22 protein-coding genes are annotated in these 25,552 nt (G+C 61.8%); 11 read left to right on the plus strand and 11 right to left on the minus strand.

The window, feature by feature from the left end:
* Positions 1-143 precede the first annotated feature (143 nt).
* From L1K66_RS04925 to L1K66_RS04935, 3 genes are all read right to left on the minus strand, one after another.
* Complete coding sequence (locus tag L1K66_RS04925; RefSeq protein WP_252259874.1) at positions 144-644, minus strand: hypothetical protein; 501 nt, start codon at positions 642-644, stop codon at positions 144-146.
* A 303-nt stretch (positions 645-947) separates the two neighbouring features.
* On the minus strand, positions 948-2,963 hold the full coding sequence (locus L1K66_RS04930) for a tyrosine-type recombinase/integrase (protein ID WP_252259875.1): 2,016 nt from the start codon (positions 2,961-2,963) through the stop codon (positions 948-950).
* Positions 2,964-3,169: 206 nt separating this feature from the next.
* Positions 3,170-4,717, minus strand: coding sequence for an alanine/glycine:cation symporter family protein (locus L1K66_RS04935; RefSeq protein WP_252259876.1), 1,548 nt, complete (start codon positions 4,715-4,717; stop codon positions 3,170-3,172).
* 272 nt (positions 4,718-4,989) lie between these two features.
* Between L1K66_RS04935 and secE the strand changes: the two genes are divergently transcribed.
* The 7 genes from secE (at position 4,990) to L1K66_RS04970 (ending at position 10,001) form a co-directional block, all read left to right on the plus strand.
* On the plus strand, positions 4,990-5,199 hold the full coding sequence (gene secE, locus L1K66_RS04940; protein ID WP_034956019.1) for a preprotein translocase subunit SecE: 210 nt from the start codon (positions 4,990-4,992) through the stop codon (positions 5,197-5,199).
* Positions 5,200-5,224: 25 nt separating this feature from the next.
* Positions 5,225-5,761 carry a transcription termination/antitermination protein NusG gene (nusG, locus tag L1K66_RS04945; RefSeq protein ID WP_034956018.1) on the plus strand — a complete coding sequence of 179 codons (537 nt, stop codon included), beginning with the start codon at positions 5,225-5,227 and terminating at the stop codon, positions 5,759-5,761.
* Between the two features lies 1 nt (position 5,762).
* Complete coding sequence (locus L1K66_RS04950) at positions 5,763-5,978, plus strand: hypothetical protein (protein WP_330221256.1); 216 nt, start codon at positions 5,763-5,765, stop codon at positions 5,976-5,978.
* Positions 5,979-6,005: 27 nt separating this feature from the next.
* Positions 6,006-8,033: an O-linked N-acetylglucosamine transferase, SPINDLY family protein gene (locus tag L1K66_RS04955; RefSeq protein WP_252259877.1), complete on the plus strand. Its 2,028-nt coding sequence runs from the start codon at positions 6,006-6,008 to the stop codon at positions 8,031-8,033.
* 378 nt (positions 8,034-8,411) lie between these two features.
* Positions 8,412-8,843: a 50S ribosomal protein L11 gene (gene rplK / locus L1K66_RS04960; RefSeq protein WP_034956017.1), complete on the plus strand. Its 432-nt coding sequence runs from the start codon at positions 8,412-8,414 to the stop codon at positions 8,841-8,843.
* Between the two features lie 5 nt (positions 8,844-8,848).
* Positions 8,849-9,541 (plus strand): 50S ribosomal protein L1, encoded by a 693-nt coding sequence (rplA, locus tag L1K66_RS04965; protein ID WP_252259878.1) that lies wholly within the window; start codon positions 8,849-8,851, stop codon positions 9,539-9,541.
* 187 nt (positions 9,542-9,728) lie between these two features.
* Positions 9,729-10,001: a hypothetical protein gene (locus L1K66_RS04970; protein WP_252259879.1), complete on the plus strand. Its 273-nt coding sequence runs from the start codon at positions 9,729-9,731 to the stop codon at positions 9,999-10,001.
* On the opposite strand, the gene L1K66_RS04975 is transcribed toward L1K66_RS04970, so the two are convergent.
* From L1K66_RS04975 to L1K66_RS04990, 4 genes are all read right to left on the minus strand, one after another.
* Entirely contained in the window at positions 9,969-10,874 is a 906-nt protein-coding gene (locus L1K66_RS04975; RefSeq protein ID WP_252259880.1) for a GNAT family N-acetyltransferase, read from the minus strand. The two genes, L1K66_RS04970 and L1K66_RS04975, sit on opposite strands and share 33 nt — an antisense overlap.
* Positions 10,874-11,851: a polysaccharide deacetylase family protein gene (locus L1K66_RS04980; RefSeq protein ID WP_252259881.1), complete on the minus strand. Its 978-nt coding sequence runs from the start codon at positions 11,849-11,851 to the stop codon at positions 10,874-10,876. Before L1K66_RS04980 ends, L1K66_RS04975 begins: the two co-directional genes overlap by 1 nt.
* A gap of 78 nt (positions 11,852-11,929) precedes the next feature.
* Positions 11,930-12,691: a competence/damage-inducible protein A gene (locus tag L1K66_RS04985; RefSeq protein WP_252259882.1), complete on the minus strand. Its 762-nt coding sequence runs from the start codon at positions 12,689-12,691 to the stop codon at positions 11,930-11,932.
* A 115-nt stretch (positions 12,692-12,806) separates the two neighbouring features.
* Positions 12,807-14,315, minus strand: a complete 1,509-nt coding sequence (locus L1K66_RS04990) for a flavin-containing monooxygenase (protein ID WP_252259883.1) — start codon at positions 14,313-14,315, stop codon at positions 12,807-12,809.
* Between the two features lie 117 nt (positions 14,316-14,432).
* Here L1K66_RS04990 and L1K66_RS04995 point away from each other — a divergent pair, with 117 nt between their 5' ends.
* Both L1K66_RS04995 and L1K66_RS05000 read left to right on the plus strand, forming a co-directional pair.
* Positions 14,433-16,457 (plus strand): TonB-dependent receptor plug domain-containing protein, encoded by a 2,025-nt coding sequence (locus tag L1K66_RS04995; RefSeq protein ID WP_252259884.1) that lies wholly within the window; start codon positions 14,433-14,435, stop codon positions 16,455-16,457.
* A 192-nt stretch (positions 16,458-16,649) separates the two neighbouring features.
* A complete protein-coding gene (locus L1K66_RS05000; protein ID WP_252259885.1) occupies positions 16,650-19,208 on the plus strand; it encodes a TonB-dependent receptor in 2,559 nt (852 codons plus the stop codon).
* 99 nt (positions 19,209-19,307) lie between these two features.
* Here the strand turns inward: L1K66_RS05000 and L1K66_RS05005 are convergent, their stop codons facing one another.
* Together L1K66_RS05005 and L1K66_RS05010 are read right to left on the minus strand one after the other, a co-directional pair.
* Positions 19,308-20,471, minus strand: coding sequence for an acyl-CoA dehydrogenase family protein (locus L1K66_RS05005; RefSeq protein WP_034956008.1), 1,164 nt, complete (start codon positions 20,469-20,471; stop codon positions 19,308-19,310).
* Positions 20,472-20,552: 81 nt separating this feature from the next.
* Positions 20,553-21,320: a crotonase/enoyl-CoA hydratase family protein gene (locus L1K66_RS05010; RefSeq protein WP_252259886.1), complete on the minus strand. Its 768-nt coding sequence runs from the start codon at positions 21,318-21,320 to the stop codon at positions 20,553-20,555.
* A 129-nt stretch (positions 21,321-21,449) separates the two neighbouring features.
* Between L1K66_RS05010 and L1K66_RS05015 the strand changes: the two genes are divergently transcribed.
* Entirely contained in the window at positions 21,450-22,718 is a 1,269-nt protein-coding gene (locus L1K66_RS05015) for an acetyl-CoA C-acetyltransferase (RefSeq protein ID WP_252259887.1), read from the plus strand.
* A 10-nt stretch (positions 22,719-22,728) separates the two neighbouring features.
* On the plus strand, positions 22,729-24,252 hold the full coding sequence (locus L1K66_RS05020) for an acetyl-CoA acetyltransferase (protein ID WP_252259888.1): 1,524 nt from the start codon (positions 22,729-22,731) through the stop codon (positions 24,250-24,252).
* Here L1K66_RS05020 and L1K66_RS05025 read toward each other — a convergent pair.
* Positions 24,249-24,893, minus strand: coding sequence for a carboxymuconolactone decarboxylase family protein (locus L1K66_RS05025; RefSeq protein ID WP_252259889.1), 645 nt, complete (start codon positions 24,891-24,893; stop codon positions 24,249-24,251). The two genes, L1K66_RS05020 and L1K66_RS05025, sit on opposite strands and share 4 nt — an antisense overlap.
* Complete coding sequence (locus tag L1K66_RS05030; RefSeq protein ID WP_252259890.1) at positions 24,893-25,420, minus strand: VOC family protein; 528 nt, start codon at positions 25,418-25,420, stop codon at positions 24,893-24,895. The genes L1K66_RS05025 and L1K66_RS05030 overlap by 1 nt, the downstream gene beginning before the upstream one ends.
* Between the last annotated feature and the right edge of the window lie 132 nt (positions 25,421-25,552).

A 25,552-nucleotide genomic window follows, 5' to 3' on the forward strand; every position in this document is an offset into this window, starting at 1 on the left:
AAGCTCAGCCTGCAACGTCATAGCTGCTATGAGTGGGCTACCCGCTAAATTCTACATAATGTTTATTATCGGGTGGTGCAGTCAATCCGGGGCTGCGTAGATCCTATCGTCGCGCCATCTGTGGCACCGGCCGCAGGGGCCACTTACGACGGCCGCTTGAAAGGGTTCAACGCAAGGTTGCGGGCGAGCTTTGCTGCACGATGAAGTTCGGCCTCGGCAAGGCTCACGTGAAGGTCGAAGTCGTCACGAGGGACTGGACCGAAGCGGACTAGGCGCGCATCAGCATAGTGGTATCCGGTCTCATCCTCATGCGAGGCGATCATGAACATTTTGGGGTGCGCTCTGTACCAAAGAGAGCAGCGGGGATTGATTCTGATCTTGTTGTTAAGCCGTTCGTAGATGGCAATATTGCATGGCCCTTCGTGTTCTTTCCCTACCCGGAACGCGACAGCGACTACGTCTTTTTGGCGCGTCAAACCTTCCTCATGCAGTCCTAGTTCTTTCCCTTCTGGAACGGCCATCAGCATCGCTTCCCTAGGGTTCGCATAACTCCGCGGAGCACCGCTCGCGATCAGCCCGCCCAGGGCAATGACGAAATCTTGGGCGACTTCGAGGTTCAGCTTCTGGTTGTTTTGGGGAGCCATTTCTCAATACCTTTTCGCTCTACTCGTCAAATCTATCAAATTGTCGAATTGCCGAGTTCAGGGCGCGCCCATGAAATGCTTCGTTGCACCTGGATCACTCCGACATGAGCACACACACGGGACGGATGCCGACATATGTTGCATAACGTTCAGAGGGTTATCTCTTTAACGGGCGATGTCGGGTTCAACGGAGTTTGCTTCTTAAATTTTGCCGGGCTGACCAAATTGCGTTTGCATTAAATGGGTGGGACGGCGACGGTTCGGTGCCACAGGCCGAGCTTAACCTGTTGCAGCAGGATCGCGCTATGTGTTCAGCGGCTTTATCCTAGCCTTGCGGGCGGCGCGGAGGCGCTTAGGTAGCAACGCAACCGGGAACGATTCCAGATGCGAGGTCACTTTCGGGATCGCGTTTGTCGCGTCTCGCAAAAGCTTCATATGCTTCTTCGAGTAGCGACCTTGGGTTTCGTTAGAAAGCTTGTGGCCAGCGAAATCTGCTCTGATCTCGGGCGAGATCCCTGCGCCTTTCATGCTGTCGACGACGGTGTGGCGGAACGAATGCGTCGCTTGTCCGGCTTTCAGGAAGGGTAATTCCTTCTTGATGTGATCCCAGATCCTTTTCGAATAGGTGTCTCCCATCGTGCCCTTGCCGCTTTCGCGCACCAACTCGGGGAATAGCAGGGTTTCGCCTTCAGCACGCAGGGCCAGTACATAATCTGGCAGCCCCAGGCGAATGAGCTCGCTCGCGAACGGCAGCTTGCGGGCCGATGTCACTGTCTTGAGGCGGCGAATCTCCGTCGGTCGGACGTTGAACTGCCAATTGCCGTCCACGAACTCGATATCGTCCAGAGCCAGGCCGCAGATCTCTTCGCGCCGCATACCTGTGTACCATCCGATCATCGGGACAAAGTAAAACGCGCTGTGGACCAATAGATCGCCTGGCGCCATCCACCGACCATAGGATTTGAACCCTGTCCAAGGCGGGAGACTGAAGAGCTGGCGGCCCTCTTCGTCGGTGTAGCGATCGCGTTGATCGCGAGGGTCGGTCGCAGGCTTTTCGATGAAGGCGCTATAGTCCAGCGCGGCAATCGGCTGGTGCTTTGCGAACCAGTCGGTCAGCTGACGCAAGAAGCCCCAATGGCGATTGGTCGTGCTGAGGCCCAACCCGAGCTGATCCTTGGTCAGAGCATCGGCAGGCATTTCGAGTGGCGTGTCTTGGTTCTTTCGCTTGGCGGCCTTCGCGATAGCCTCTTCACCTTTCCGCACGCGCTCCGCGGTTTCGGCGACGATTTCCCAGATCGTCATCTCCCGGTGCTTGGGCGACTTACGGAAAGAGGGGCCATGCAGCGCCTCGAAGCAGGTGTTGAGCTGGACGAGATGGTCATGGGTGACCGTGGCCAACGGCTGGCCGTGCATCACCTGCTCAAGCAGGAGTGCTGGCAGCTTGAACTGCTCACGGGTTTTGTTTGTCCAAGGCTCGCCGCTCTTCCGGCGCGCTGTTCCGTCCTTGCCGCCCGTGCGCGGGTTGTGCTCGAAGAACCTCTCCACCGCTTCGGTGGGCGTCATGCTCGCCCAGGGCCCCGCAACGACAGGGGCAGCCGGCGCTTGCGGTGTACTCGGTGTGGCAGCGTATGACGCGGGCTGCGCCAGTTGCTCGTAGCCGGCCACAGGGACCGGCGCGTAGGCAGCACCGGGATTGGTGAGCGTCGTCCGAAACTCCCGGATCGCCTCGATCCGCGCCTGATTGACGACCTTGCGGGCCATCGCCTCGCGCAGCGCCGATTGTTCCACGCCGATCTCGGCAAGCCGGGCGATGGCGGCTTCCTCCGCGCCGTCCTGCGCGAGGGAGGCAGCAAGGTCCGACCAGGCCATAACAACGATCGGCTCATCATCGGCCTCGGGATCGATCCGGGCGACAAGGAAGTCCTCGACCTTGCCTTTGGTGACCCCGTCCATTGCCGCCAACTCGCTCGCGCCGAGCCGGAGCGAGAGTGCCTGATCGATGTCCTCGTGATCCTCGGGCGGGAGGATGTGAAGCTGGGCATGCATGATTTCGAGCCGGTCGCGTTCGACCAGCATCTGGCGGCGAAAGATTTCCGCACGCTGGGCAGCGTTCAATCCGTCGCTTGCAATGTTGGCGGCCATATTCATCGCGAGGCGCTCACAGATCAGGGTCATGGCCGGAGCGAGCAGGGCTGCCCGCTTCCGGCTGGTGGTCTTGAGCGAGAAGCGTAGCCGAAAAGGCTTATCGGGGCCTAAACGTATGAGTCTGCGGAAATAATAGGTTCCGTCTTTGCGAGTGACATTCTGAATGCGGCACATGCCCTTGGTCTCCTGCCGTGGCACCCTGCCGTGGCACCATGTTGTGGTGCTTTGGCCGGATGTTGTTACAAGAAACACGTTATTTCAGATAGTTGGAGCATTCCTGGCAGGGGCTCCTGTCACCCCTGCCATTTTCCTTTTTCGGTATCCGGCATTCGGCCCGCAGGCGCTGCGGACGGGCAATCGCCCGCCCGCATGTCGCCGTATCAATACTCCTCCGGCTCTTCCGGCGTTTCCGTGTGGTAATCCTTGCCTGCGGTCTTTTCGCCCCGCGCCAGCTTGAACACCACGCCCGAAAGCAGCGCCAGCGCCAGCAGGTTGGGCAGAGCCATCGCCGCATTGGAGATGTCGCCCAGGCGCCAGACGAGCTGCGAAGGCTGGGTCGCGCCGACAAAGATCGCCACGCACCAGATAACCCGCCAGATGATGTGCAGAATCTTCTCCCCGCCGCGGGTCGAACCCGGCACCCGGTCATAGATGAAGGTGATCGCGCGCTCACCGTAGTAGCTCCACGTCAGCAGCGTGGTGAACACGAACAGGATCAGCGCGATGCTCACCACCAGCGTGCCCAGCGGGATGCCCGCGATCAGCGTCGGGAAGGCCGCGCTGTAGGCGGCGATGGTGGTCGCCACGCCCGCCGTTTCGACGGTGCTGAGGTCCGATTGCCAGACGTGCTTCACAGCTTCGCCGCCGCCGGTGAAATCGCCCTGCACGGTCAGGATCACCAGCGCCGTCATGGTGCAGATCACGATGGTGTCGATAAAGGTCCCCAGCATCGCCATGCGGCCTTGCTGTTCGGGATCATCGGTCTGTGCGACCGCGTGCGCGATCGGGGTCGAACCCTGGCCTGCCTCGTTCGAGAACAGGCCGCGTGCGACGCCGGCACGGATCGCGATGATGATCGCTGCGCCGACAAAGCCGCCTTCTGCCGCCTGATTGTTGAACGCGCCCGCGAAAATCCGCGAGAAGGTTTCAGGCAGGTCGCCCGCGTTCAGGATCAGTGCGATGATCGCCATCACGATGTAAGCGCCCGCCATGAACGGCACGACCTTTTCCGCGACATTGCCGATCGACTTGATGCCGCCGATGATCACCACGAACACCGCGATGGCGACGATCAGACCGCCGATCCAGCGTTCGATGCCGAACAGTTCGTTGAGGCCGGTGGCGACTTCGTTGGCCTGGATCGAGTTGCCCGTCACCAGCGCGGAAAACAGCGTGCCGATACAGAAGATGATCGCCAGCCAGGTGTATTTCGGACCGAGGCCCATCATGATGTAGCTCATCGGGCCGCCGCGCTTCACCCCGTCGGAGGTTGTTTCGCGGTAACGGATCGCCAGGCTGCCTTCGGCAAAGGCCAGCGCCATGCCGATCAGCGCCGTGATCCACATCCAGAACACCGCACCCGGACCGCCCCAGGCGATAGCGAATGCGACGCCGGCGAGGTTGCCGGTGCCCACCTGTCCGGAAAGCGCGGTCGACAGCGCGGCAAAGGGCGAGATTTCGCCTGCGCCTTCGCCCTTGCGGCCCGCGAACAGGCCCTTGATCGCTGCACCGAACTTGACGATCGGATAGAAACGCAGACCGATCATCATCCACAGGCCGATCCCCAGAAGGATCACTGTCATCGGCGGAACCGGTATTCCGGCCACTTCGAGGATTTGCTCCCCGCGCCATTCACCACCCCAGATGAAATCCGATACGTTGACGACCTCGTCGACGATTGTCGTCGATCCAGCTTCTGCTGCAGCCATGTGTGGCTATCCCCTTGTGCTTGTCCCCGAAGGCGGGCCGGATGTACCGGCTCCGCGAAAGAAGCGGCCACGCTAGAGGCGCGGATCGCCGTTGACTAGCCCCGAAACCTGTCTTGGCGCTTGCTTTCCTGCCTATCGAGCCATATTACGGCGGCCATTCCGACATCGGTAAGAATCAACAGCCCATCCGTGACCTTGTCCCGGACGGCGACGGACCCTACCTGAAAGCCGGATCGAAACATTATTACCACGCGAAGGCGACAGGCACCCAAATGGCCGAAGACAAACAGCGCAAGACATCGGTTCCCGAATTTGTGAACCAGGTTCGCACCGAAACCGGGAAGGTCGTGTGGCCGACCCGCCAGGAAACCGTGCGCACCGCGATTTTCGTGTTCATCTTCATGGTGATCCTCGCGCTGTTCTTCCTCGGGGTGGACAGCCTGTTCAACTTCGTCGTCAACTTCCTTCTCTCGCTCGCATAAGCGCGCCCAAGTCCAAGGACCAACCATGTCACGCTGGTACATCATCCACGCCTATTCCGGGTTCGAAAACAAGGTGAAGGAAGCGATCCTCGCCGAGGCCGAGCGTCTGGGCCTGTCCGAAGGTGTCGAGGAAATCGAAGTCCCCACCGAAACCGTGACCGAAGTGAAGCGCGGCAAGAAGGTTCAGGTCGAACGCAAGTTCATGCCCGGCTACGTCCTCGCCAAGCTGCGGATGAACGACGATATCTATCACCTCGTCAAGAACACCCCCAAGGTGACGGGCTTCCTCGGCAACAACAACAAGCCGCAGCCGATCAGCGAACGCGAAGCCGCGCGCTATTTCGGCGGCGTCGAAGAAGCCAAGGCCGCGCCCAAGAAGGACATCAGCGTCGATTACGAAATCGGCGACAGCGTCAAGGTGCTCGACGGCCCATTCGCCAGCTTCAACGGCGTGGTCGAGGAACTCGATTTCGACAAGGCCAAGGTCAAGGTTTCGGTGTCGATCTTTGGCCGTGCGACTCCGGTCGAACTCGATTTCGAACAGGTCGAACTGGTCAAGTAAGATGGGTCGCGGCGGGATCACCACCCGCCCCGGCATCTGCAATCGCAAGAAACGTTTTGCCACACGCGAAGAGGCAGAACGGGTGGCAGCCGCCGCGCCGTTCACTGTGCGCGCCTACAAATGCGCGCTGTGCAAACGCTTTCACCTCACCAGCCGGACCAAGGGGATGAAACTTCCGGCGAGCGAAAGGATCGCGGCTCGCTCCAATCCGCAGTGATCGCTGGAATTGCTCCAAGCGCCTGATATGAAAGCGCCGGGGGGCATGATGAGCAGCGCGCAGACACCGCCGGAAAAACCATCTCAGCAGCAGATTGCCGGGCTCACCGGCAGTTTTCGCGCCGGACGCCATGCAGAGGCGCTGGAACTGGCGCGCACTCTGGCATCGCAATTCCCGACGTCGCTTGCGGCTTGGAACATTCGCGGGGCCGCTGCCCGCGCGCTCGGATCGCTTGACGAGGCGGAGGCCAGCTTCTGCCAGCTTGAAACGCTCGATCCGTCCTTTGCGGGCGCGCCATACAATCTCGGGCTGACCTTGCAGGATCTTGGCCGCAATGAAGAAGCCGTAGCCGCCTATCGCCGTGCGCTGGCGCTGGACCCGCAACTGGCGCAGGCGCACAACAATCTGGGCAATCTGCTGACGAGATTGGGTGAACTCGATGCCGCCATTGCCCATCTGGAAACAGCGCGCGATTTGCGTCCCGACCTGCCCGAAATCCATAACAGTCTCGGCAATGCATTGAAGCGCGCGGGTCGGTTCGATGAAGCTCTGGCCGCCTATCTCGCCGCGCTGAAAACCGCCCCCGGCTTTGCTAAGGCGCTCTACAATGCCGGGGTTCTGTGGATGGAGCGCGGCGAAACCGACGACGCCATCGCCGCATTTCGGAAGTCTTTGACCGTGGAGCCCGGCAATGAGCTGGCCCGGCTTCAACTCGCATACCTGCTGGCACAGGATTGCGACTGGGACGGGCTGGATGCGATGTCCGGGAATGTCTGCGATCTGGGAGTGACCACTCAAGGTGTTCCGCCGTGGCCGCTGCTCGCGCTGGAGGATTCGCCGGAGCGGCAATTGCAGCGCGCGCGCAGTTGGGGCCGGCGGATATTCGGTGAGCCGCAGCCAGCGCCATTGCCCGCCCGTCCCAAGGCAAGGCCAGAGCGGCTGAGGATCGGCTATTTCAGTGCCGACTACCATGATCACCCCGGCGCCCGGCTGCTGAACGGCATGATCCGTCACCATGATCGCGACCGGTTCGAAGCGCACGCCTTCAGCTATGGCCCGCGCCGCAACGATCCGTATCGCCGTGACGCCGAGGCGATCTTTGACGGGTTTCATGACGTGTTCGATCATTCCGATGCCCAGATCATCGAGCTGGCGAGGTCGCTCGATCTTCACATCGCGATTGATCGTCAGGGATACACCGTCGATTCGCGCACCCGCTTGTTCAGGCATCGGCTTGCGCCCGTGCACGTCGGCTATCTCGGATATCCTTCGACGCGGGGGGTGGACTTCGTCGAGTATCTGGTTGCCGATCCCGTCGTGGTGCCAGCGGCCCAGCGGGCGCATTATTCCGAATCCCTGATCAGTCTGCCGTACACCTACATGCCGTGTGACAATCGCCTGCCGATCGCTCCTGATGGCCCCGCACGGGCAGACCATGGCCTGCCAGAACATGGCTTTGTGTTCTGCTGCTTCAACGCGACCTACAAGATCACCCGGCGCGAATTCGAAATCTGGATGCGTTTGCTGGACCAGGTGGAAGGCAGCGTCTTGTGGCTGTTCCGTTCAACCCCGGCGGTGACGCGAAACCTGCGCAGCCATGCCGCAGGTCTGGGAATAGACCCTGATCGGCTGGTGTTTGCCGATCGCGTTCCGGCAGAGCAGCATCTTGAGCGGCACCGCCACGCCGATCTGTTTCTCGATACCTTCTGCATGAATGCGCACACCACCACGGTTGATGCGCTTTGGGCGCATTTGCCGGCGATCACGCGGGTGGGAGAGCAGCTTGCGGCGCGGGTGGCGGCCAGCCTGCTTTATGCCATGAACCTGCCTGAACTCGTCACGCAGACGGATGCCGAGTATGAGGCGCTGGCGCTTGAGCTTGCAACCGATCCGGCGCGGCTGGCCGCGGTTCGGGCAAAGCTTGCCGCCAACCGGCTCGCATCGCCATTGTTCGATACGCAGGCCTATACCCGCCATTTCGAAGCCGGGATGGATATGGCTTACGACCGGTTCATGGCCGGATTACCGCCCGCCGATATCGTCATTCCGGCCTAGGGTCAGGCTATTTTCCTACTCCGCCCGCGCACGCTACTTCCGGTGTTTCGGCTGATTGCCGGTAACGTCTGGAAAGCGCCAGAATGGAAAGTCATACCCGTCACCCCTTCGCATCGCCCGCAAGGCCGCGCAAAACTGCGGAATTTGGGGTTGGGGGCAATGGGCGGAATATTTTTAAAACCGGGGGGCAGTGTCATCTTTCAACCGGCCCGCAAAGGCGAATCGGTGCTTGCACTTCGCGGGCAAATCGGTATGTGGCGCACTTCTGCTCGTTGAGGGCAGGAATCCGTGCGGGAGGCTTTCGGAAGAAAGCCGTTGGACCGCTTAACATGAGCCGCAATCGCAAGAGGGCGGCAAAAGTGCGAAAGGAGGCCAGTCATGGCCAAGAAGATTGAAGGCTATATCAAGCTGCAGGTGCCTGCGGGCACTGCAAACCCTTCACCCCCGATCGGCCCGGCTCTGGGTCAGCGCGGCGTGAACATCATGGAATTCTGCAAGGCATTCAACGCCGCGACCGACAGCCTTGAAAAGGGCATGCCGATCCCGACGACGATCACCGTCTATGCCGACCGTTCGTTCACCTTCGTCACCAAGACTCCGCCGGCCAGCTTCCTGATCAAGAAGGCTGCCAAGCTGAAGTCGGGTTCGAAGGAACCGGGCAAGGTTTCCGCCGGAACCATCAAGCGTTCGCAGCTCGCTGAAATCGCCGAAACCAAGATGGCCGATCTCAACGCCAACGACATCGAAATGGCAACCCGCATCATCGAAGGCTCCGCGCGTTCGATGGGCCTCGACGTGGTGGAGGGCTAAGGATCATGGCAAAGCTTACCAAGAAGCAGAAGGCTCTCGCCGGTCTTGACCGTGAAAAGCTGTACACCGTCGACGAAGCGCTGAACGTCCTGCGCGAGTACAAGAGCAAGTTCGACGAAACCGTCGAAGTCGCGATGAACCTCGGCGTCGATCCGCGTCACGCAGACCAGATGGTGCGCGGCATGGTGTCGCTGCCTTCGGGTACCGGCAAGGAAGTCAAGGTTGCGGTCTTCGCGCGCGGCGACAATGCCGAAAAGGCGCTGGCTGCCGGCGCCGACAAGGTTGGCGCTGAAGACCTCATGGAAGACATGCTGGCCGGCAACCTCGATTACGACCGTGTGATCGCATCGCCCGACATGATGGGTGTGGTTGGCCGCCTCGGCAAGACGCTCGGCCCCAAGGGCCTGATGCCGAACCCGAAGCTGGGCACCGTCACTCCGAACGTGGCGCAGGCCGTCAAGGACGCCAAGGGCGGCCAGGTCGAATTCCGCGTCGAGAAGATGGGCATCATCCACTCGGGCATCGGCAAGCTGTCGTTTAAGGACGAAGACCTGAAGGCCAACTTCAAGGCGCTGACCGAAGCTGTGGTGAAGGCCAAGCCGTCGGGCGCCAAGGGCAAGTATGTGCGCAAGGTCTCGCTGACCTCGAGCATGGGCCCGGGTCTCAAGATCGACGTGGCAGAAGTCGAAGGCGCGTAATTCGCGACGAGGGCGCGCCGAAAAACCGGCTCACCCGGCTTCTCGACGAAACGACAATCGGGGTCGGCAGCTTGCGCTGTCGGCCCCTTGTCTTTGGTGGTGCGAATGCGCATCTTGACGGGGCTGGTCCTGATGCTCGCGCCCTCTCCCCTATTCGGGGCGTGGCATCTTCCCTGAAGGAGAAACGATGCTCGACCCCAAGTGGTATGTCATCGCTGCAGCCGTCGCGGCTGTCGCGCTACTGGCCAATTTCGATCTGACTTTCGGCCTGATTGCAGCGGGCCTTCTCGCCCTCATCCTGCTTGCATGGGTGGCGCTTTCCCTGTGGCTCGCCCCTGAAAGCGGCGAGCCTGATTCCGAGCGGGGCGCGCTTGAAGAGAGATTTCGCCGACTGTCGGCAACTCGCCGGCTCGCCCAGACCAAGGAACTAACCGCGAAGGGCGGATCGGACGCGGGATAAGGCGCCCGAACGCTCGGCCAGCGCCTTTGCGGTGCTGATCGCGCCGTCGAAAGTGCTGCGTGCGCCCAGCAATGCGCGGTTGGCCGCGGTGGGCGCAAGCAGCAGGAAGCTGGCACAGTCCACGCTGTCGGTACCGAACATTTCCTTGTGCGCGCCTTCGCCTTCGGTGAAGTCGAACCAGGCAAACCGTTCCTCGGCGAACAGCCGCTCAAGCGCTTCGAGCTGGAGCACCGTTCCCGGCGACAGCCGCGCATAGTCAGGGTCGTAGCCAAGGTGCGCGTAGATGAGCGTCTTGCCTTCGACGGGTAGTGACAGATAGGCGATCGGTGTGTCGCCCAGCTTCAGCAGGAAACACCGGATCCGGTCGGCTTTCGCCAGTTCCAGCAAGGCCGTGCGCGCTTCGGGTGTGTCCGGCAGTCCGGCATCGAGCAGTCTCGCCTGATAGGTGCGCGTCGACAATGGCAGCGCGGCATCAATGAAGGCCGCTACCTCTTGCTCCGTGCGGTGTTCGGTAACGGCATAATCGCCCGCTTCCTTGGCCAGCTTGCGCGATTTGCGCCGCAGGGTCGAACGGGTCTTGGCCGAAAAGCGGTTGAGGTAATCGTCGAAACTGCGTCCTGCCATCGCGATGTAGTGGCGGCGATAATCCTGCCTGCCACCTGCGAGGTGGTGCGGAAAGCACGCGGCGATTGCTTCAATGCCGCCTTGCGGAGCTGACAGCACCCGCAGCCCGTCGCGGCCCGGAGCGGGCGGATCGAACCGGGCCTCCGGCGCGAGCAGTTGTTCCAGCGAGAAACTCCAGGTCGCCAGATCACGCCCGACGGACAACAGCCGCCGCGATCCGATCGTGAAGTCGATCGACCCACTCGCCATTACAGCGCGCCGTAAAGCGTGTTTGAAATCAGCTGTTCGGCATAGCGAAGGCCGGTCCGTACCGGGCTCGCCGGGAGGGGAGAGCTGTTTGCCTCGGGCGGAGCGACCTGCGGAGGATCATCACGGAAATTGCCGGTGGTGATGCCTTTTATCCCTGCAAGCGTGCGGCACAATCCTTCGAACCGGCGACGCACGATCCGGTTTACAGCGAGCTTGCGCCGGTTGATCAGTTCGAAGCTGTGCGTGACCAGCGTGAAGGTGCAGCGCCCGTTATCGCGGGCATGGCGGATCGCTGCTTCCATCTCGGCCAGCGTCAGCGCGGTGATCTGCGCATGGCGCTGTCCGCCGCCCAGCGTGCCGATGCTACCCACGGGCACTTCGATCACTCCAAGATGGCAGACCGGATCAAGCACGTCGCTGCCAAGGCTGATCCGCGCCGCCCCGCTTGGCAGCGCCGGACAATGGCTGGTGTCGTATTCGAGTCCCAGTTGCGCGAGGGCGCGCAGGGTGTTGTCATCCGCGCCATAGTTGCCGGCGCGAAACGCCACCGGGCGCGGCGCACCCGCCGCCATCAGCGTGTCGCGTGCGTATTCGAGTATCCGGCATTGCTCCTCGAACGGGAAGTCGAACAGGTTCTTGCCGGTGCGTTTCGAAGCCAGCGGATTGTCCACGCCGGCCAGTTCGAGCCATTCGGTATGACAGTGCAGTTGAACGTCCTGCCCAGCTTCCAGGATCGGTTTGAGAATGTCCTCGATAGATGCCACGCCCCACACCAGCGCGGCCATCGGATCGACGAAGAACACCGCTTTGATGCCATGCCGTTCGAACAATTTGAGCTTGTGCGTGATGCCTGCCGGACCTTCGGGTGTTATCCCGCCGATGGAGCGCGCGAAATTGTCCATCCGATCCTGATTGGACAGGTCGGTGACCAGACCCGATGAATACTCGGTATCAATCGTGATGAACACGCGTGTCATTGCGCCTTCCGCCATAGGGCAGAAGGGTTAAAGCGCGGTTTTGAAGCGATTAGCAGCCCGTGGAGAGCCCCGCGCCGTTCAGATGCCGCCCGGCGTGAAGTCGTGTCCGTTGGTGGCGAGGCCATCGCTGAGGCTGTCGACACAGCTTCGCAAGTCCTCCTCGCTGGTGGAACGGATCACGAAATTCGCGCCGACCCGGCCTTCGCGGAAGAAGGGGTAGGAGCCGATCTGGCAATTCTCGTGCGCGTCCTCGACTTCGCGCAGCAGGTTGGCGACTTCGCTTTCGGCGACCCAGCAGCCGATCGTTTCGGACAGCAGCGGCGCGCCGCCCTCCAGCTCGCCTGTCAGCGCATCGAGCATTCCTGCCGTGATATGCGGGACGCCCGCCATCAGGATCACATTGCCCCGCCGGATGCCGGGCGCGCCCGACATGCGATTGGGGATCAGGTCGGCCCCTTCGGGCACGCGCGCCATGCGCAGGCGCCCTTCGTTGAGGCCACCCTTGTTCGCGTAGTAACGCTCCAGCAGCGCGCGCGCTTCGGGATGGATGACCACAGGCACGCCCAGCGCTTCGGCCACGGCATCGACGGTTATGTCGTCATGCGTCGGCCCGATGCCGCCGGTGGTGAAGAGGTAATCATAGGCTTCGCGCAAGGCATTGACCGCCGCCACGATCCGTTCCTGCACATCGGGCACCACGCGCACTTCGGCAAGGCGGATGCCCTGCACCTGAAGCCATGATGCGACCTGCGCGATGTTCTTGTCATGGGTGCGGCCGGAAAGGATTTCATCGCCGATGATGACGAGGCCGGCGGTCCAGATTTTGTCGGGGGCGTTCATGGGTTTTGGTTAGGGCAGACCCGGTGCAGCCTCAAGCGTGAACCTTGTCGCAATGTGCGATTTCGTTTGCCTTGCGGCGGCAAGGGCAGATGTCCGCCCTGGCGGCTGCGAAACGCTACTCAGCCGCTTCGAGCTGTTCCTCTGGCCGTTGCGAATTGGACCCGGCGCGGCGGAAAGCGAGGATGCCGTCATCCACCGGATCGCTCGCCATCAGCTTGCGATCAACCACATATTCCTGATTGAGCCGCCACGGGTAGTTCACCCCGTTTTTGGGCTGAATGTGCTTGGCGCGCTGGATATAGCCGCTGGAGAAATCGTAGATGTCGTCCTCTTCGATTTCCGCTTCCATTTCCGGGGTCAGAATCGGCACCACCGTGTCGATATTGCGGGAGCGCATCTCGTTCAGCACGCGGCAGACGTAATCGGAATTGATGTCCGCGCGCAGCGTCCAGCTGGCGTTGAGATAACCGAACACCACCGCCAGATTGGGCAGGTTCGAGAACATGCAGCCCTTGTAATAGAACCGCTGGGCGAAATCGACCGCTTCACCATCGACGCTGACGGCGATCTTGCCTGCGACCGCCATTTTCAGGCCCGTCGCGGTGATAATGATGTCGGCTTCGATCAGTTCGCCCGATTTGAGGCGGATGCCCTTGGCTTCGAACGCTTCGATATGGCCGGTGACGATGCTCGCCTTGCCCGCGTTGATCGCGTTGAACATGTCCGCATCCGGCACCAGGCACAGACGCTGTTCCCAAGGATTGTAGGGCGGGGTGAAGGCTTCCTTGTCGTAATCCTTGCCCATCGCCTTTTCGAGGCCCTTGCGCAGGTTCTCCTTGACCTTCTCGGGCTTGTTGCGGGCCACCTTGAAGGTGAAATCCTGCATCCAGATGTTCTTGGCACGGGTGATCTTGTAGGCGAGTGTTTCGGGCAGGATCTTGCGCAGGAAATTGGCAAAGCCGTCCTTGGCCGGGCGCGACACCATCCATGTCGGGGTGCGTTGAAGCATGGTGACGTGGGCGGCCTTGTCAGCCATCGACGGGACAATCGTCACCGCCGTCGCTCCCGATCCGATCACCACCACTTTCTTGCCCGCGTAATCCAGATCGTCGGGCCAGAACTGCGGGTGCACGACCTGCCCTTCGAACCCGCCTAGCTGGAAACCCGGATCGTACGGCTCGTCATAATCGTAATAGCCCGATCCGAGATAGATGAAGTTCGCGGTGAGGTGTGAGCGGGTGCCGTCCTCCGCTTCCATCTCGACGTGCCAGCGCGCCTCGTCCGAGCGGAAATCGGCTGAAATCACTTTCTGACCGAACCGGATGTGGCGGCGGATGTCGCGTTCATCGACGATGCGGTTGAGGTATTCGAGAATGGCGGGCGCATCGGCGATGCTCTTTTCATGCCGCCACGGTTCGAAATCGAAACCCAGGGTGTGCATGTCGCTGTCCGACCGGATGCCGGGATAGCGGAACAGATCCCACGTCCCGCCGAGGTTCTCGCGCCGCTCGACGATGGCGAAGCTGTGGCCGGGGGCTTTCATCCGCATATGCGCGGCCATGCCGATACCCGAAATGCCTGCGCCGACGATCAGCACATCAAAGTCTGGAGCTGTAGCTAACATTGAGCCTCTCTCTTCCCGTGTTGGCGGCAATGTAAACACACGTCGCCGTCAAAAGCGAGTCTTGATAGCAATTTGAAACTGACTTTGTGCGCCGGAATGATTAGTGCCGCGCACACCATGATGATTGCACTCAGGATTGCCGTTTCCAGCCTCGCCATGTCGCTCGCGACTGCCGCCTTCGCGCAGGACGACGATGTTTCTGACGGCAACGAGGACGAGATCATCGTCACGGGCGAAGGACTGGAGCCTCCGCTTTCGGGCATCGTCTATTCGACCACCACGATCGAGCGGGAGCAGATCACCTCCAGTGGTTCGGGCAGGATCGAGGATGTGCTGTCCAATGTTGCCGGCTTTCAGCAATTTCGCCGTTCGGACAGCCGATCATCGAACCCCAGCGCGCAAGGCGTGACGCTGCGCACATTGGGCGGGAACGCGACGAGCCGTGCGCTGGTGCTGCTCGACGGGGTGCCGATTGCCGATCCGTTCTTCGGGTATATTCCGCTGTCCTCGATTGCTCCTGAAACGCTCGGGCGCATCCGGGTGACGCGAGGCGGCGGATCGGGCCCGTTCGGGGCCGGGGCGCTGGCCGGGACGATCGAACTGGAAAGCGCAGGTCCTGCCGCATTAGGCCCGGTTTCAGCCAGCCTGTTGGCGAATGATCGTGAGGAGACCGAGGCGAGCGGCACCATATCGCGGCGATTGGGCAGCGGTTTTGCCACCATCAGCGGGCGTTGGGACCGGGGCGACGGGTTCTTCACCACTCCCGCATCCGATCGCGTGCCCGCAACCTCGCGCGCAGCCTTCGAAAGCTGGTCCGTCGGCTTGCGCGGGGTCGCCCCGATCAGCCCGGATGTCGAACTGCAGGCGCGCGTAGGCCTGTTCGACGATGCGCGCACCTTGCGCTTTGACGGAGCGGATTCCACCAGCGAAGGGCAGGATGCGAGCCTGCGGATCATCGGGCGGGGGGAATGGAAATTCGATGCGCTCGCCTATGTCCAGGCGCGCAATTTCTCCAATGTCGTGATCAGTTCGACCCGCTTCACCCGCGTGCTCGATCAACGCAACACGCCGTCAACCGGGCTGGGCGGCAAGATCGAGGTCCGTCCGCCGATTGCCGAAGGGCATGATGTCCGCATCGGGGTGGACTATCGGCGCGCCGACGGGGAGTTGCAGGAAGAAGCCTATAGCGCGTTCAGCGGGCTGCTGACCGAACGCCGACGGGCCGGTGGCAACACAGCCAATCTGGGTTTCTTCGTCGAGGATGACTGGGAAATCGGGCCGCTGGTGCTGACGGGTGGGCTGCGCGCCGATCACACCAGCATCGACGATGGCTTCTTCCGCGCTCTCAATTCCCAAGGTGGATTGGTGAGCGAGGTGATCGCACCCGATCGTTCCGACTGGGCGGTCAGCTGGCGCGCGGGGGCGTCGTTCTATGCCACCCGCCGGCTGGATTTGCGGGCGGCGGCCTACACCGGGTTGCGCCTCCCGACGCTGAACGAGCTTTACCGGCCCTTCGTGGTGTTCCCGGTGGTGACACAGGCCAATGCCGCACTGGAAAACGAGCGGCTCGAAGGGTTCGAGATCGGTCTCAACTGGCAGCCGGTCAACGAACTGGTGGTTTCGGTAACGGCGTTTGACAATGAGGTCGAAAACGCGATCGCCAATGTTACTCTCGCGCCCAACCTTCGCCAGCGGCAGAACCTGCCCGCGATCGAAGCACGCGGGATCGAGGGCGCGCTGGCGCTGGCGCTGGGTGATGTCAGCTTCGATGCTTCGCTCGCCTACACGGATGCGCGCATCGCGGGCGAGGGCGCATCGCTGGCGCTAGATGGCAACCGGCCTCCGCAGACGCCCGAATTCTCCGCTTCCGCAACGCTGGCCTGGCAACCGAGCGAGCGCGTGCGTCTTGCTGCGACGCTGCGGCACGTCGGAGCGCAGTTCGAGGACGATCAGGAAACCGACAGCCTGCCTGCGGCCACCACGATCGACCTGTTCGCTCAGGCGCCGATTGCCGGGCGGTTTTTGCTTGTCGCGCGAGCCGAAAACCTTCTGGACGAAACGATAGTCACCCGCAATTCGGGCGGCAGCATCGATCTTGGCGTGCCACGGACAATCTGGCTGGGTTTGCGCTACGGGTTTTGATGCGCTGCAACAAAATTAGCAGAGTCGGGCCGGGCGCGGAACTATGCTGCGTTGCAGCAGGAAATGTTGCATTTTTGCTACTGTCGTCAACAACCTCTCGCTGACTCTTGGCATTGGGAAATGCGCTGGTAATCTGCGGAGTTGGAGAGCCCGATTGGCGATTTACCAATCGGTAAGTGGAGAGGAAAATCTATGACACGTAAGCTTGCAGCTTATGCTGCCGGCCTCCTGGCCTGCAGTTCGTTCACCGCGCCCGCCTTTGCGCAGGCCAACGGCCAGGTTGCGGCCCCGGATGAAGATGATGGCGTCATCATCGTTACGGCGACCCGGCGCGCGCAGGACGTGCAGGACATCCCTATCGCTGTGACCGCGATCGCTCCGCAGGCGCTGGAAAACCAGGGCGTCGACAACATTCAGGAAATCGCCACGCTCGCGCCAAGCTTCACTGCCAGCCAGGCGCAGCTTGCCTCGGGTTCGGTGGTGCTGCGCGTTCGTGGTGTGGGTACGACCTCGAACAATATCGGCTTTGAAAGCGCGGTCGGCATCTTCATCGACGGTGCATACCAGTCGCGCCCCGGCGTCGCGCTTAGCGAATTCGTCGACATCGAGCGTGTCGAAGTTCTGCGCGGCCCGCAGGGCACGCTGTTCGGCCGCAACACTTCGGCCGGTGCGCTCAACATCACGACCAAGCGCGCGGATGTGAACGACTTCGAAGGCTTCGTGAACGCCTCTTATGGCAACTTCAACGAAATCAGCCTGCAGGGTGCGGTCAACGTGCCGATCGTGCAGGACACCCTCGCATTCCGCGTCACCGGGGCCTATCGCGAGCGTGACGGTTTCCTGACCGCTGTGAACGGTGCCGGAACCGAAATCGGCGACACCAATGATGTCGACCAGTATCTCATCCGTGCGCAGCTCGGCTGGGATACCAAAGGTGGTGTTCAGGGCCGACTGATCTTCGATTATTCCAAGAGCCAGTCCAGCTGCTGCGGCGCGATCGAGCTTTATCAATCGCCGCTCGTAACGGGCGGCGCCTATGCTGCGGTCGGCCTCGGTCTCAATGGCGGCAACGGCCAGCCTTCGGTGTCGACCAACCCGTTCGGCCAGACCGAGTTCGAAGAGGCGCTCGACAATCGCACCGTATCGCTCAACCGCGTGCCGGTGGCCGATATCGACAACTTCGGTGTGACTGGTGAAATCGAATTCCCGATTTCCGACAGCGCCGACCTGATCTTCATCGGTTCCTATCGCAAGTATGAATCCTTCGAGAGCTACGATTCCGACTTCACCGCGCTCGACATCTTCGATGTGGACGCGCTGAACCTCGACCTCGAAACCTGGACGGCGGAACTCCGCCTTCAGGGCGAAGCTGCGGATGGCAAGCTCAACTATGTGGTGGGCGGCTATTACTCCGATGAATCGATCGATCAGTCGGTCAGCTTCTCGCTCGGTCAGGACTATGGCGAAAACGTCGGCGCGCTGCTGTTCGTGCCCACCGGCGGTGCGCTCGGCCCCAATCCGCTGACCGTATTCACCGGTCTTGACCCGGCCGGAACCAGCAACACCAACCGGTTCCAGCAAAGCGCGCAGAGCTACTCGATCTTCGGCAACGTCTCGTACGAGCTGGCCGAAGGCCTCGAACTGACGCTCGGCGGCCGCTATTCGTGGGAAGAAAAGGATGGCGGTTTCTCGCAGACTGCCGTCAACAATCAGGTCTGCCCGGCAACGCTGGGTGCACTGGGTGCCATCCCCGCCGCGCTGCAACCGAGCTTCATCGTTCTGGGCTGCTTCGGCTTCACCGCTCCGGCTGACCTGCCGCAAGCGGCTGTCCTGCCGCTGGTTCGCACTTTCCAGACCAATTTCAGCGATGAAGAGTTCATCTACACCGCCCGGCTCGGCTATGAATTCTCCGCGCCGGTCAACATTTATGCGAGCTTCACGCATGGCTACAAGGCGGGTGGTATCAACCTCGACACCACCGCTGCGGTGTCAGGCGCCGATCCGCGCTTCCTGTCGGAAGAGGTCGATGCCTATGAAATCGGCGTCAAGAGCCGTCTGATCGACGATGCGGTGACGCTGAATATCGCGGCCTTTCATGAAGAGTTCTCGAACTTCCAGGTGCTCGAATTCACTGGCACCGCGTTCCAGACCTTCAACGTGCCTGTCGCGAAATCGACCGGTCTGGAAATCGAAAGCCTCATCCGTCCGACCAGCGAACTGACGATCAACGCTTCGGCCACGATCCTGGATGCGCGCTATCCGGAGGATTGCGCCGGGAACCAGGCCAACGTCGTGACCGTGGCATCGCTTTGCGGCAACTCGCTGACCAACGCCGCCGATCTCGTCGCGATCTTCGGGGCGCTGTGGGAAAAGCCGATCAACGACTCCACCGAATTCTTCCTTTCGGGACAGATGCGGATGGAAGGCGATCAGCGCACCTCGACGCAGGCAATCGTACCGCCAAGCGCGGCGCAGATCGCTGCAGCCGGTAGCCTGCAGGCGGCCATCGATGCGGCACCGCTGATCATCGGTGACGTCCAGGACGGCAAGATCTTCGGCAACGTGCGTGCCGGTCTGCGGTTTGCAGACGGTGCCTACTCGATCGAAGGTTTCGTCAACAACATCACCGACGAAGTGGTGCGCGGCGTCACCTTCAACACCACGCTGCGCGGCAGCGGCGCGGCGAACTCGCGTTCGGCCTTCTCGCTGCAACCCCGCACTTACGGTGTGACGGTACGCGCCAAGTTCTAAGCGTAAGCGCAGAACCAAAGAAAGGGCGGCTCGGGAAACCGGGCCGCCCTTTTTGTTTTGAGAGTTTAAGTTTGGGTAGGCCCCTATGGGCCTGCCCGTTCACATAGACCTGGCGATCAGCATCTTCATGACTTCGTTCGATCCACCAAAGATGCGGGTGATGCGCGCATCGCGGTACATCTTGGCGATCGGGTATTCGTTGATGTAGCCCGCGCCGCCGTGCAGCTGCAGGCACTTGTCGACGACTTCGCTCTGAAGCTCCGTGACCCAGTATTTCGCCATGGCCGCAGTCGCCACGTCCAGCTCGCCCTTGAGCAGCTTGGCAATGCAATCGTTCACGAAGATGCGGGCTGCCGTGCCGCGCGCTTTCAGGTCGGCGAGCACGAATTGCGTGTTCTGGAAATCCCAGATCGTCTGGCCGAACGCCTTGCGCGATTTGACATATTCGATCGTGGTATCGAGCGCCTTCTCGATTCCCGTGGCCGCACCCATCGCGATCACGAGGCGTTCCTGCGCAAGCTCGCCCATCAACTGATAGAAGCCCTTGCCTTCGACTCCGCCCAGAATGTTCTCCGCCGGGACAAAGACATTGTCGAAGAACAGTTCCGAAGTGTCCGCCGCGTCGAGCCCGATCTTGTCGAGCTTCTTGCCGCGCTGGAACCCTTCGGCTCCCTCGGTTTCGAGCAGCATCAGCGAAATGCCCTTGGCGCGCTCGTTCGGGTCGGTCTTGGCAACGACGACGATGAAATCGGCGGTCTGGCCGTTGGAGATATAGGTCTTGGCGCCGTTGATGCGGTAGCCGTTGCCGTCCTTCAGAGCGGTGGTGGTGATCGACTGGAGGTCGCTGCCCACGCCCGGCTCGGTCATCGCAATTGCGCTGACGAGTTCGCCGGTGACGAGCTTGGGCAGATACTTCTGCTTCTGCTCTTCGGTGCCGTGACGAACCAGATAGGGCAGGATGATGGTGTTGTGCAGGCTAGCGGCAAAGCCGTCGACGCCATGCTTGGCCTGCTGATCGATCACGACGATATCGTGCCGGAAGTCGCCACCATGGCCGCCATATTCGGTCGGAACCGAAACGCCCAGCAGGCCAGCCGCACCGGCCTCGCGCCAGAAATCGCGCTCAACCTGGCCTTCGTCGCGCCATTTCTGGACGCGCTTTTCCGGGGCATGCTGCTGATAGAATTTGCCCACTGCATCGGCGAAGATCGCAATTTCTTCGTCCTGCATGAATTCGGGCTGGGGCACGTCGATGACGGGCATGGTGTCTTCCTCTCTCGCTTAATCCCATGAAGCTACGCCCGCCCCACCGATCCGGAGGCGCGGGCGCGGCCAAAATTCCGGTTACTTGCCCTTCCAGTTGGGCGCGCGCTTTTCGGCGAAGGCGGCTGCGCCTTCGCGCGCGTCTTCCGATACGAACACCGGCGCGATAAGCTGCGCCTGCTTCTTGTAGCGGTCTTCCATTGCCCAGCCGCGCGATTCCTTCATCACCTGCTTCGAAACGCGCACGGCAAGCGGGCCGTTGGCGGCGATGCGCGCGGCCAGTTCCTTTGCCCCGTCCAGCGCCGAACCTTCGGTAACGGTGTTGATCAGGCCCAGTTCGTAGGCGCGCTTGGCATCGATGAAATCACCCGTCAGCGCCAGTTCCATCGCGATCCGCTCGGGGATCTGGTCAGGCAGCATCATCACCCCGCCTGCTGCAGCGACGAGGCCGCGCTTGGCTTCGGGGATGCCGAATTTCGCGCCAGCATTGGCCACCACCAGATCGCAGGCGATCATCAGTTCAAGCCCACCGGCCAGAGCATATCCTTCAACTGCCGCGATCAGCGGCTTGGCCGGGGGTGCCTGCACCACGCCGCCAAAGCCGCGCCCTTCGACGGTGGGGCTTTCGCCGCGCAGGAAGCCCTTGAGGTCCATGCCCGAACAGAATGTGCCGCCCGCACCCGTCAGGATGCCGACGCGCAGATCGTCTTCGCTGTCGAGCCGTTCCATCGCCGCCGCGATTCCCTCTGCCGCCGCCTTGGTCATGGCGTTCTTGGCTTCGGGGCGATTGATCGTGACGATCAGCACGCCGTTGTCGACTTCGGTCAGGACTTCTGGTGTATCGGACAAAGCTTCTCTCCCTGAATTTTTAGCCCTAGCTAATTTGAGATTGCGAAATGCAACTGAATTCTTGTGCGAGTGGTGCAGTCGGTTTACGGAAACGTCAACCGCAATTTCGATAGATCGAGAGAGGAAATCATGGCTGAGGCATATATCATCGACGCAGTCCGCACCCCGCGCGGTATCGGCAAGCAGGGCAAGGGCGCGCTGGCGGCGGAGCATCCGCAGCATCTGGCGGCGACCGTCCTTCGGGCGATTGCCGAGCGCAACAAGCTCGACACCTCCACCGTCGACGACGTGATCTGGTCGGTTTCCACACAGGACGGGATGCAGGCGGGCGACATGGGCCGCATGGCCGCGCTTGATGCAGGCTATGACATCACATCTTCGGGCACCACGCTCGATCGCTTCTGCGGTGGCGGGATCACTTCGGTGAACCTTGCAGCGGCACAGATCATGAGCGGCATGGAAGATTGTATCGTCGCCGGCGGCACCGAGATGATGAGCCTTACCGCAGCGATGGCGAAGGAGAAGATGCAGGCTGGTCTCAAGCCGCCGATGATGGGCAGCTACAACGAGCGGCTGCAAAAAGTGCACCCGCAATCGCATCAGGGCATTTGCGGCGACGCCATCGCCACGATCGAAGGCTTCACCCGCGAGGAGCTGGACGAGGTTGGTTATCGCTCGCAGCAGCGCGCCGCCGAAGCCATCGGCGAAGGCCGCTTTGCCAAATCGGTTGTTCCGGTGGTGGCGGATGACGGCACCGTGATCCTTGATCATGACGAATATCCGCGTCCGCAAACTACGATGGAGGACCTCGCCAAGCTGGAGCCGGCCTTCACCAAGATCGCCGACGTGCCGCTGGACGCCAAGGGTACGACTTTCCGCGGGCTGATCAATCAGAAGTATCCCGATGTCGAAATCCAGCATTTCCACCATGCCGGGAACAGCTCGGGCGTGGTTGATGGCGCGGCTGCGGTGCTGGTGTGCAGCAAGGCCTATGCCCAGAAGCACGGGCTGAAGCCGCGTGCGCGAATCGTGCAGACCGCCAACATGGGCGATGATCCGACATTGATGTTGAACGCTCCGGTTCCTGCCGCGAAGAAGGTGCTGGAAAAGACCGGAATGACGCTCGACGATATCGACCTGTTCGAAATCAACGAGGCATTTGCTGTGGTCGCCGCCAAGTTCGTGCGCGATCTCGGCCTCAGCTGGGACAAGGTCAACGTCAACGGCGGTTCGATTGCCCTTGGTCACCCGATCGGCGCGACGGGTTCGATCCTGATCGGCACCATCATCGACGAATTGGAGCGCCGCGATCTCAAGACCGGCCTTGTCACCATGTGTGCAGCGGGCGGCATGGCTCCGGCGATCATCGTCGAACGCGTGGACGATTTCGTCGACTGAGGTGGAACTGATGGTTGCTGACAACACGCCCGTCATCATCGGGGTAGGGCAGTATTCGGAACGGGTGGGAGAACCCGGTTACGAGGCGCTGTCCTACATGGATCTTGGCGGGCAGGCTCTGGCGGCAGCCATCGCGAATGCCGGGGCTATCGGTCAGGTGGCCGATGCCATCGATACGCTCGCTGCGATCCGCGCCTTCGAAATGTCGCGTCCGGGCAAGGAACCGCCCTTTGGCGGGCCGGACAATATTCCCGGCGCGCTGGCCAAGCGGGTGGGTGCCTGCCCGCAGCGGCTGATCCTGTCGCCAACCGGCGGGCAGACCAACCAGCAATATGTTGGCGAATTTGCATCAGCGATTGCCGCCGGGGACAGCCAGTGCGCCGTCATCGTCGGATCGGAAGTGATCTCCACCGCGCTCGCGCTCGCGGCAAAGGGTGAAAAGCCCGACTGGTCCGAAGCGATCGGCGGGGAATTCGAGGATCGCGGATACGGCATCGACGGGATGATGGAGCCCGTGCTGTTCGCTCACGGTGCGACCGGCGCGATCCCTCTCTATGCCATTGCCGAGAATGCCCGGCGGGCGAAGCTGGGCAAGGGGCTTGAAGAATATCGCCGCGATATCGGCGAGCTCTTCGAGCCCTTTACCCGTGTCGCCGCAGCCAATCCGCATGCCGCCGCTCCGGTGGAGCGCAGTGCGGAGCAGCTCGCCACCGTAACAGACCGCAACCGCATCGTTGCAGAACCCTATCCCCGGATGACGGTCGCCCGCGATCAGGTGAACCAGGCGGCGGCGATCATCATTGCGAGCGCAGGCAAGGCCCGCGAACTGGGCGTGCCGGAGGACAAGTGGGTGCACATCCACGCCGTCACCTCCGGGACCGAGCTGGAACTGTCCGAGCGGCCCGATCTATCGGCCAACCCGGCCTCCATCGCTTCGGTTGAGCGTGCGCTGGAAATCGCGGGCAAGGGGATGGAGGACATGGCCTTTCTCGATTTCTATTCCTGCTTTGCCATTCCCGTCTTCAACCAGTGCGACCATTTCGGCCTGTCGGCAAACGATCCGCGCGGGCTGACGCTGACGGGCGGGCTGCCGTTCTTTGGCGGGGCAGGGAACAATTACTCGGCCCACGCCATCTGCGAAGCGGTGGAGCGGGTGCGCGCGCATCGCGGCCAATTCGCGCTGGTGGGCGCGAACGGCGGCTGGATGAGCAAATATGCGGCCGGGATTTACTCGGCCGAGCCCGCCGACTGGTCGGGCCAGCGTGTGGCGGCCCTGCCCAAGGCCAGCAACGGCGTCGCCCGCAGCAATGATCCGTTCGATCAGGCAACCGTTGAAAGCTATACGATCAACCATTCGAGGACCGGCAGCGATGCTGTGTGGATCGGGCGCAATGCGGACGGGGCGCGTGTGGTGGGCAATGCCGACCTGTCCGACGAAGCGACCCGCGCGGCGTTCGAAAGCGGCGAACCGTTTGGCGTAAAGCTCAACGTGACCCGCGACGATCGCGGGCGCAACATCGGGCGCGTGATCTAGTCTTTCTTCCGCTCCCCGCCGAGGAAATCGAGCGCGTTGAAACCTTCGGGCGCGGGCACTTCCGTCACGGGATCGTCGCGGTCGTCGAACTCGGTGCGCAGCGCGCGGCTCATCACCGCGTGCATCTGATACATGCAGGTGATGTAGGTGAGTTCGAGGATTTCCTCCTCGCTGAATTCCGCCTTCAACGCATCGAACAACGTATCGGGCACGCGGCCCTGATGCATCACCAGCCTGTCGGCATAGGCCAGCACCAGCCGCTCGCGCGCATCAAGGCAGGTGGCGGTCTGCCAGGTCGGGATCGCCTCGATCTTCTCCTCGGCCACGCCCAGCCCGCGCAGGCTCTTGCAGTGCTGCGAGAAGACGAACTGGCTGCCGGTAGCCCAGCCTGCCCATGTCTGCCCCAACTCGCGCAAGACCGGATCAAGCTTGCGCCTGCCTGATCGGTAATAGGCAAAGCCCTGCGCCGCGTGCTTGAGCGTGTCGGGTGAACCGGCAAACACCGTCCACCAATCGCCGCGCGTCCCTGTCGCGGTGCCGGGCTCGGTCACGGGATCGCGATCGCCGAACAACTGGGCATAGAGCGGCTGCGCCACTTTCTCGTCGGCTTCGCCCTTGGGCACTTCACGCAGGCGCGGCATCAGGCGGGCTCCTGCGCGCTGGCGGGTTCATGCGCGACATCTTCGGGGCCGAACTGCTTCGTGGTCGCCGCGAATTCGAGCATGATGCCGTTGGGATCGGTGAAATAGACCGAGCGCACGAACACCCCTTCGTGCATTTCCGGCGAATAGCCCCTTGGACTGTCGTCATGGTTGAGCACGGCGTGGGTGTGTTCCACGCCCGCTTCGGCGAGCCGATCCAGCGCCGCCTCAAGCTCGGCTTCCTCCATGTCGAAGGCGAGGTGGTTCATCGAACCCACCGCCGTCTTCGCATCGAAGGGAAACTTGCGGACCGAGGCAATGCCGGGCGCTGCGGGTGGCGCATCCTTCCACCAGAAGAAGGCGATGGCATTCCCGCCTCCGCAATCGAAGAAGAAATGCTGCCCGCCATCAGGCAACTGCACCGTCTTGAACAGCGGCATGTTGAGCACTTCGGTGTAGAACCGCACCGTCTCTTTCATGTCGCGGCACACCAGCGCGATATGGTTGATTCCCTTGGTCTTGATCATCCGGCCTCTCCCTGCCCGCGCAACCTGCCCAAGCTGCAACGCGAAGGCAATCTCCCGCATCGCGGCGGGCTTTGACAAAAGGGCAGCAATGGAGTAGGTAGTTTCAAACGAAACCAGTTTCCAGATAGCGAG

The sequence above is a fragment of the Erythrobacter aurantius genome (assembly GCF_023823125.1).
Taxonomy (GTDB): domain Bacteria; phylum Pseudomonadota; class Alphaproteobacteria; order Sphingomonadales; family Sphingomonadaceae; genus Erythrobacter; species Erythrobacter aurantius.

Bases quoted from the DNA above. Each gene is read 5' to 3' on its own strand.
- nusG (WP_034956018.1), top strand. From the start codon at position 5,225: ATGTCACGCTGGTACATCATCCACGCCTATTCCGGGTTCGAAAACAAG.
- L1K66_RS05020 (WP_252259888.1), top strand. From the start codon at position 22,729: ATGGTTGCTGACAACACGCCCGTCATCATCGGGGTAGGGCAGTATTCG.
- secE (WP_034956019.1), top strand. From the start codon at position 4,990: ATGGCCGAAGACAAACAGCGCAAGACATCGGTTCCCGAATTTGTGAAC.
- L1K66_RS05005 (WP_034956008.1), bottom strand. From the start codon at position 20,471: ATGCCCGTCATCGACGTGCCCCAGCCCGAATTCATGCAGGACGAAGAA.
- L1K66_RS05000 (WP_252259885.1), top strand. From the start codon at position 16,650: ATGACACGTAAGCTTGCAGCTTATGCTGCCGGCCTCCTGGCCTGCAGT.
- L1K66_RS04955 (WP_252259877.1), top strand. From the start codon at position 6,006: ATGAAAGCGCCGGGGGGCATGATGAGCAGCGCGCAGACACCGCCGGAA.
- L1K66_RS04975 (WP_252259880.1), bottom strand. From the start codon at position 10,874: ATGGCGAGTGGGTCGATCGACTTCACGATCGGATCGCGGCGGCTGTTG.
- L1K66_RS04925 (WP_252259874.1), bottom strand. From the start codon at position 644: ATGGCTCCCCAAAACAACCAGAAGCTGAACCTCGAAGTCGCCCAAGAT.
- L1K66_RS04950 (WP_330221256.1), top strand. From the start codon at position 5,763: ATGGGTCGCGGCGGGATCACCACCCGCCCCGGCATCTGCAATCGCAAG.
- L1K66_RS05015 (WP_252259887.1), top strand. From the start codon at position 21,450: ATGGCTGAGGCATATATCATCGACGCAGTCCGCACCCCGCGCGGTATC.
- L1K66_RS05030 (WP_252259890.1), bottom strand. From the start codon at position 25,420: ATGATCAAGACCAAGGGAATCAACCATATCGCGCTGGTGTGCCGCGAC.
- rplA (WP_252259878.1), top strand. From the start codon at position 8,849: ATGGCAAAGCTTACCAAGAAGCAGAAGGCTCTCGCCGGTCTTGACCGT.
- rplK (WP_034956017.1), top strand. From the start codon at position 8,412: ATGGCCAAGAAGATTGAAGGCTATATCAAGCTGCAGGTGCCTGCGGGC.
- L1K66_RS04935 (WP_252259876.1), bottom strand. From the start codon at position 4,717: ATGGCTGCAGCAGAAGCTGGATCGACGACAATCGTCGACGAGGTCGTC.
- L1K66_RS04930 (WP_252259875.1), bottom strand. From the start codon at position 2,963: ATGTGCCGCATTCAGAATGTCACTCGCAAAGACGGAACCTATTATTTC.
- L1K66_RS05025 (WP_252259889.1), bottom strand. From the start codon at position 24,893: ATGCCGCGCCTGCGTGAAGTGCCCAAGGGCGAAGCCGACGAGAAAGTG.
- L1K66_RS04980 (WP_252259881.1), bottom strand. From the start codon at position 11,851: ATGACACGCGTGTTCATCACGATTGATACCGAGTATTCATCGGGTCTG.
- L1K66_RS04970 (WP_252259879.1), top strand. From the start codon at position 9,729: ATGCTCGACCCCAAGTGGTATGTCATCGCTGCAGCCGTCGCGGCTGTC.
- L1K66_RS04985 (WP_252259882.1), bottom strand. From the start codon at position 12,691: ATGAACGCCCCCGACAAAATCTGGACCGCCGGCCTCGTCATCATCGGC.
- L1K66_RS04990 (WP_252259883.1), bottom strand. From the start codon at position 14,315: ATGTTAGCTACAGCTCCAGACTTTGATGTGCTGATCGTCGGCGCAGGC.
- L1K66_RS04995 (WP_252259884.1), top strand. From the start codon at position 14,433: ATGATGATTGCACTCAGGATTGCCGTTTCCAGCCTCGCCATGTCGCTC.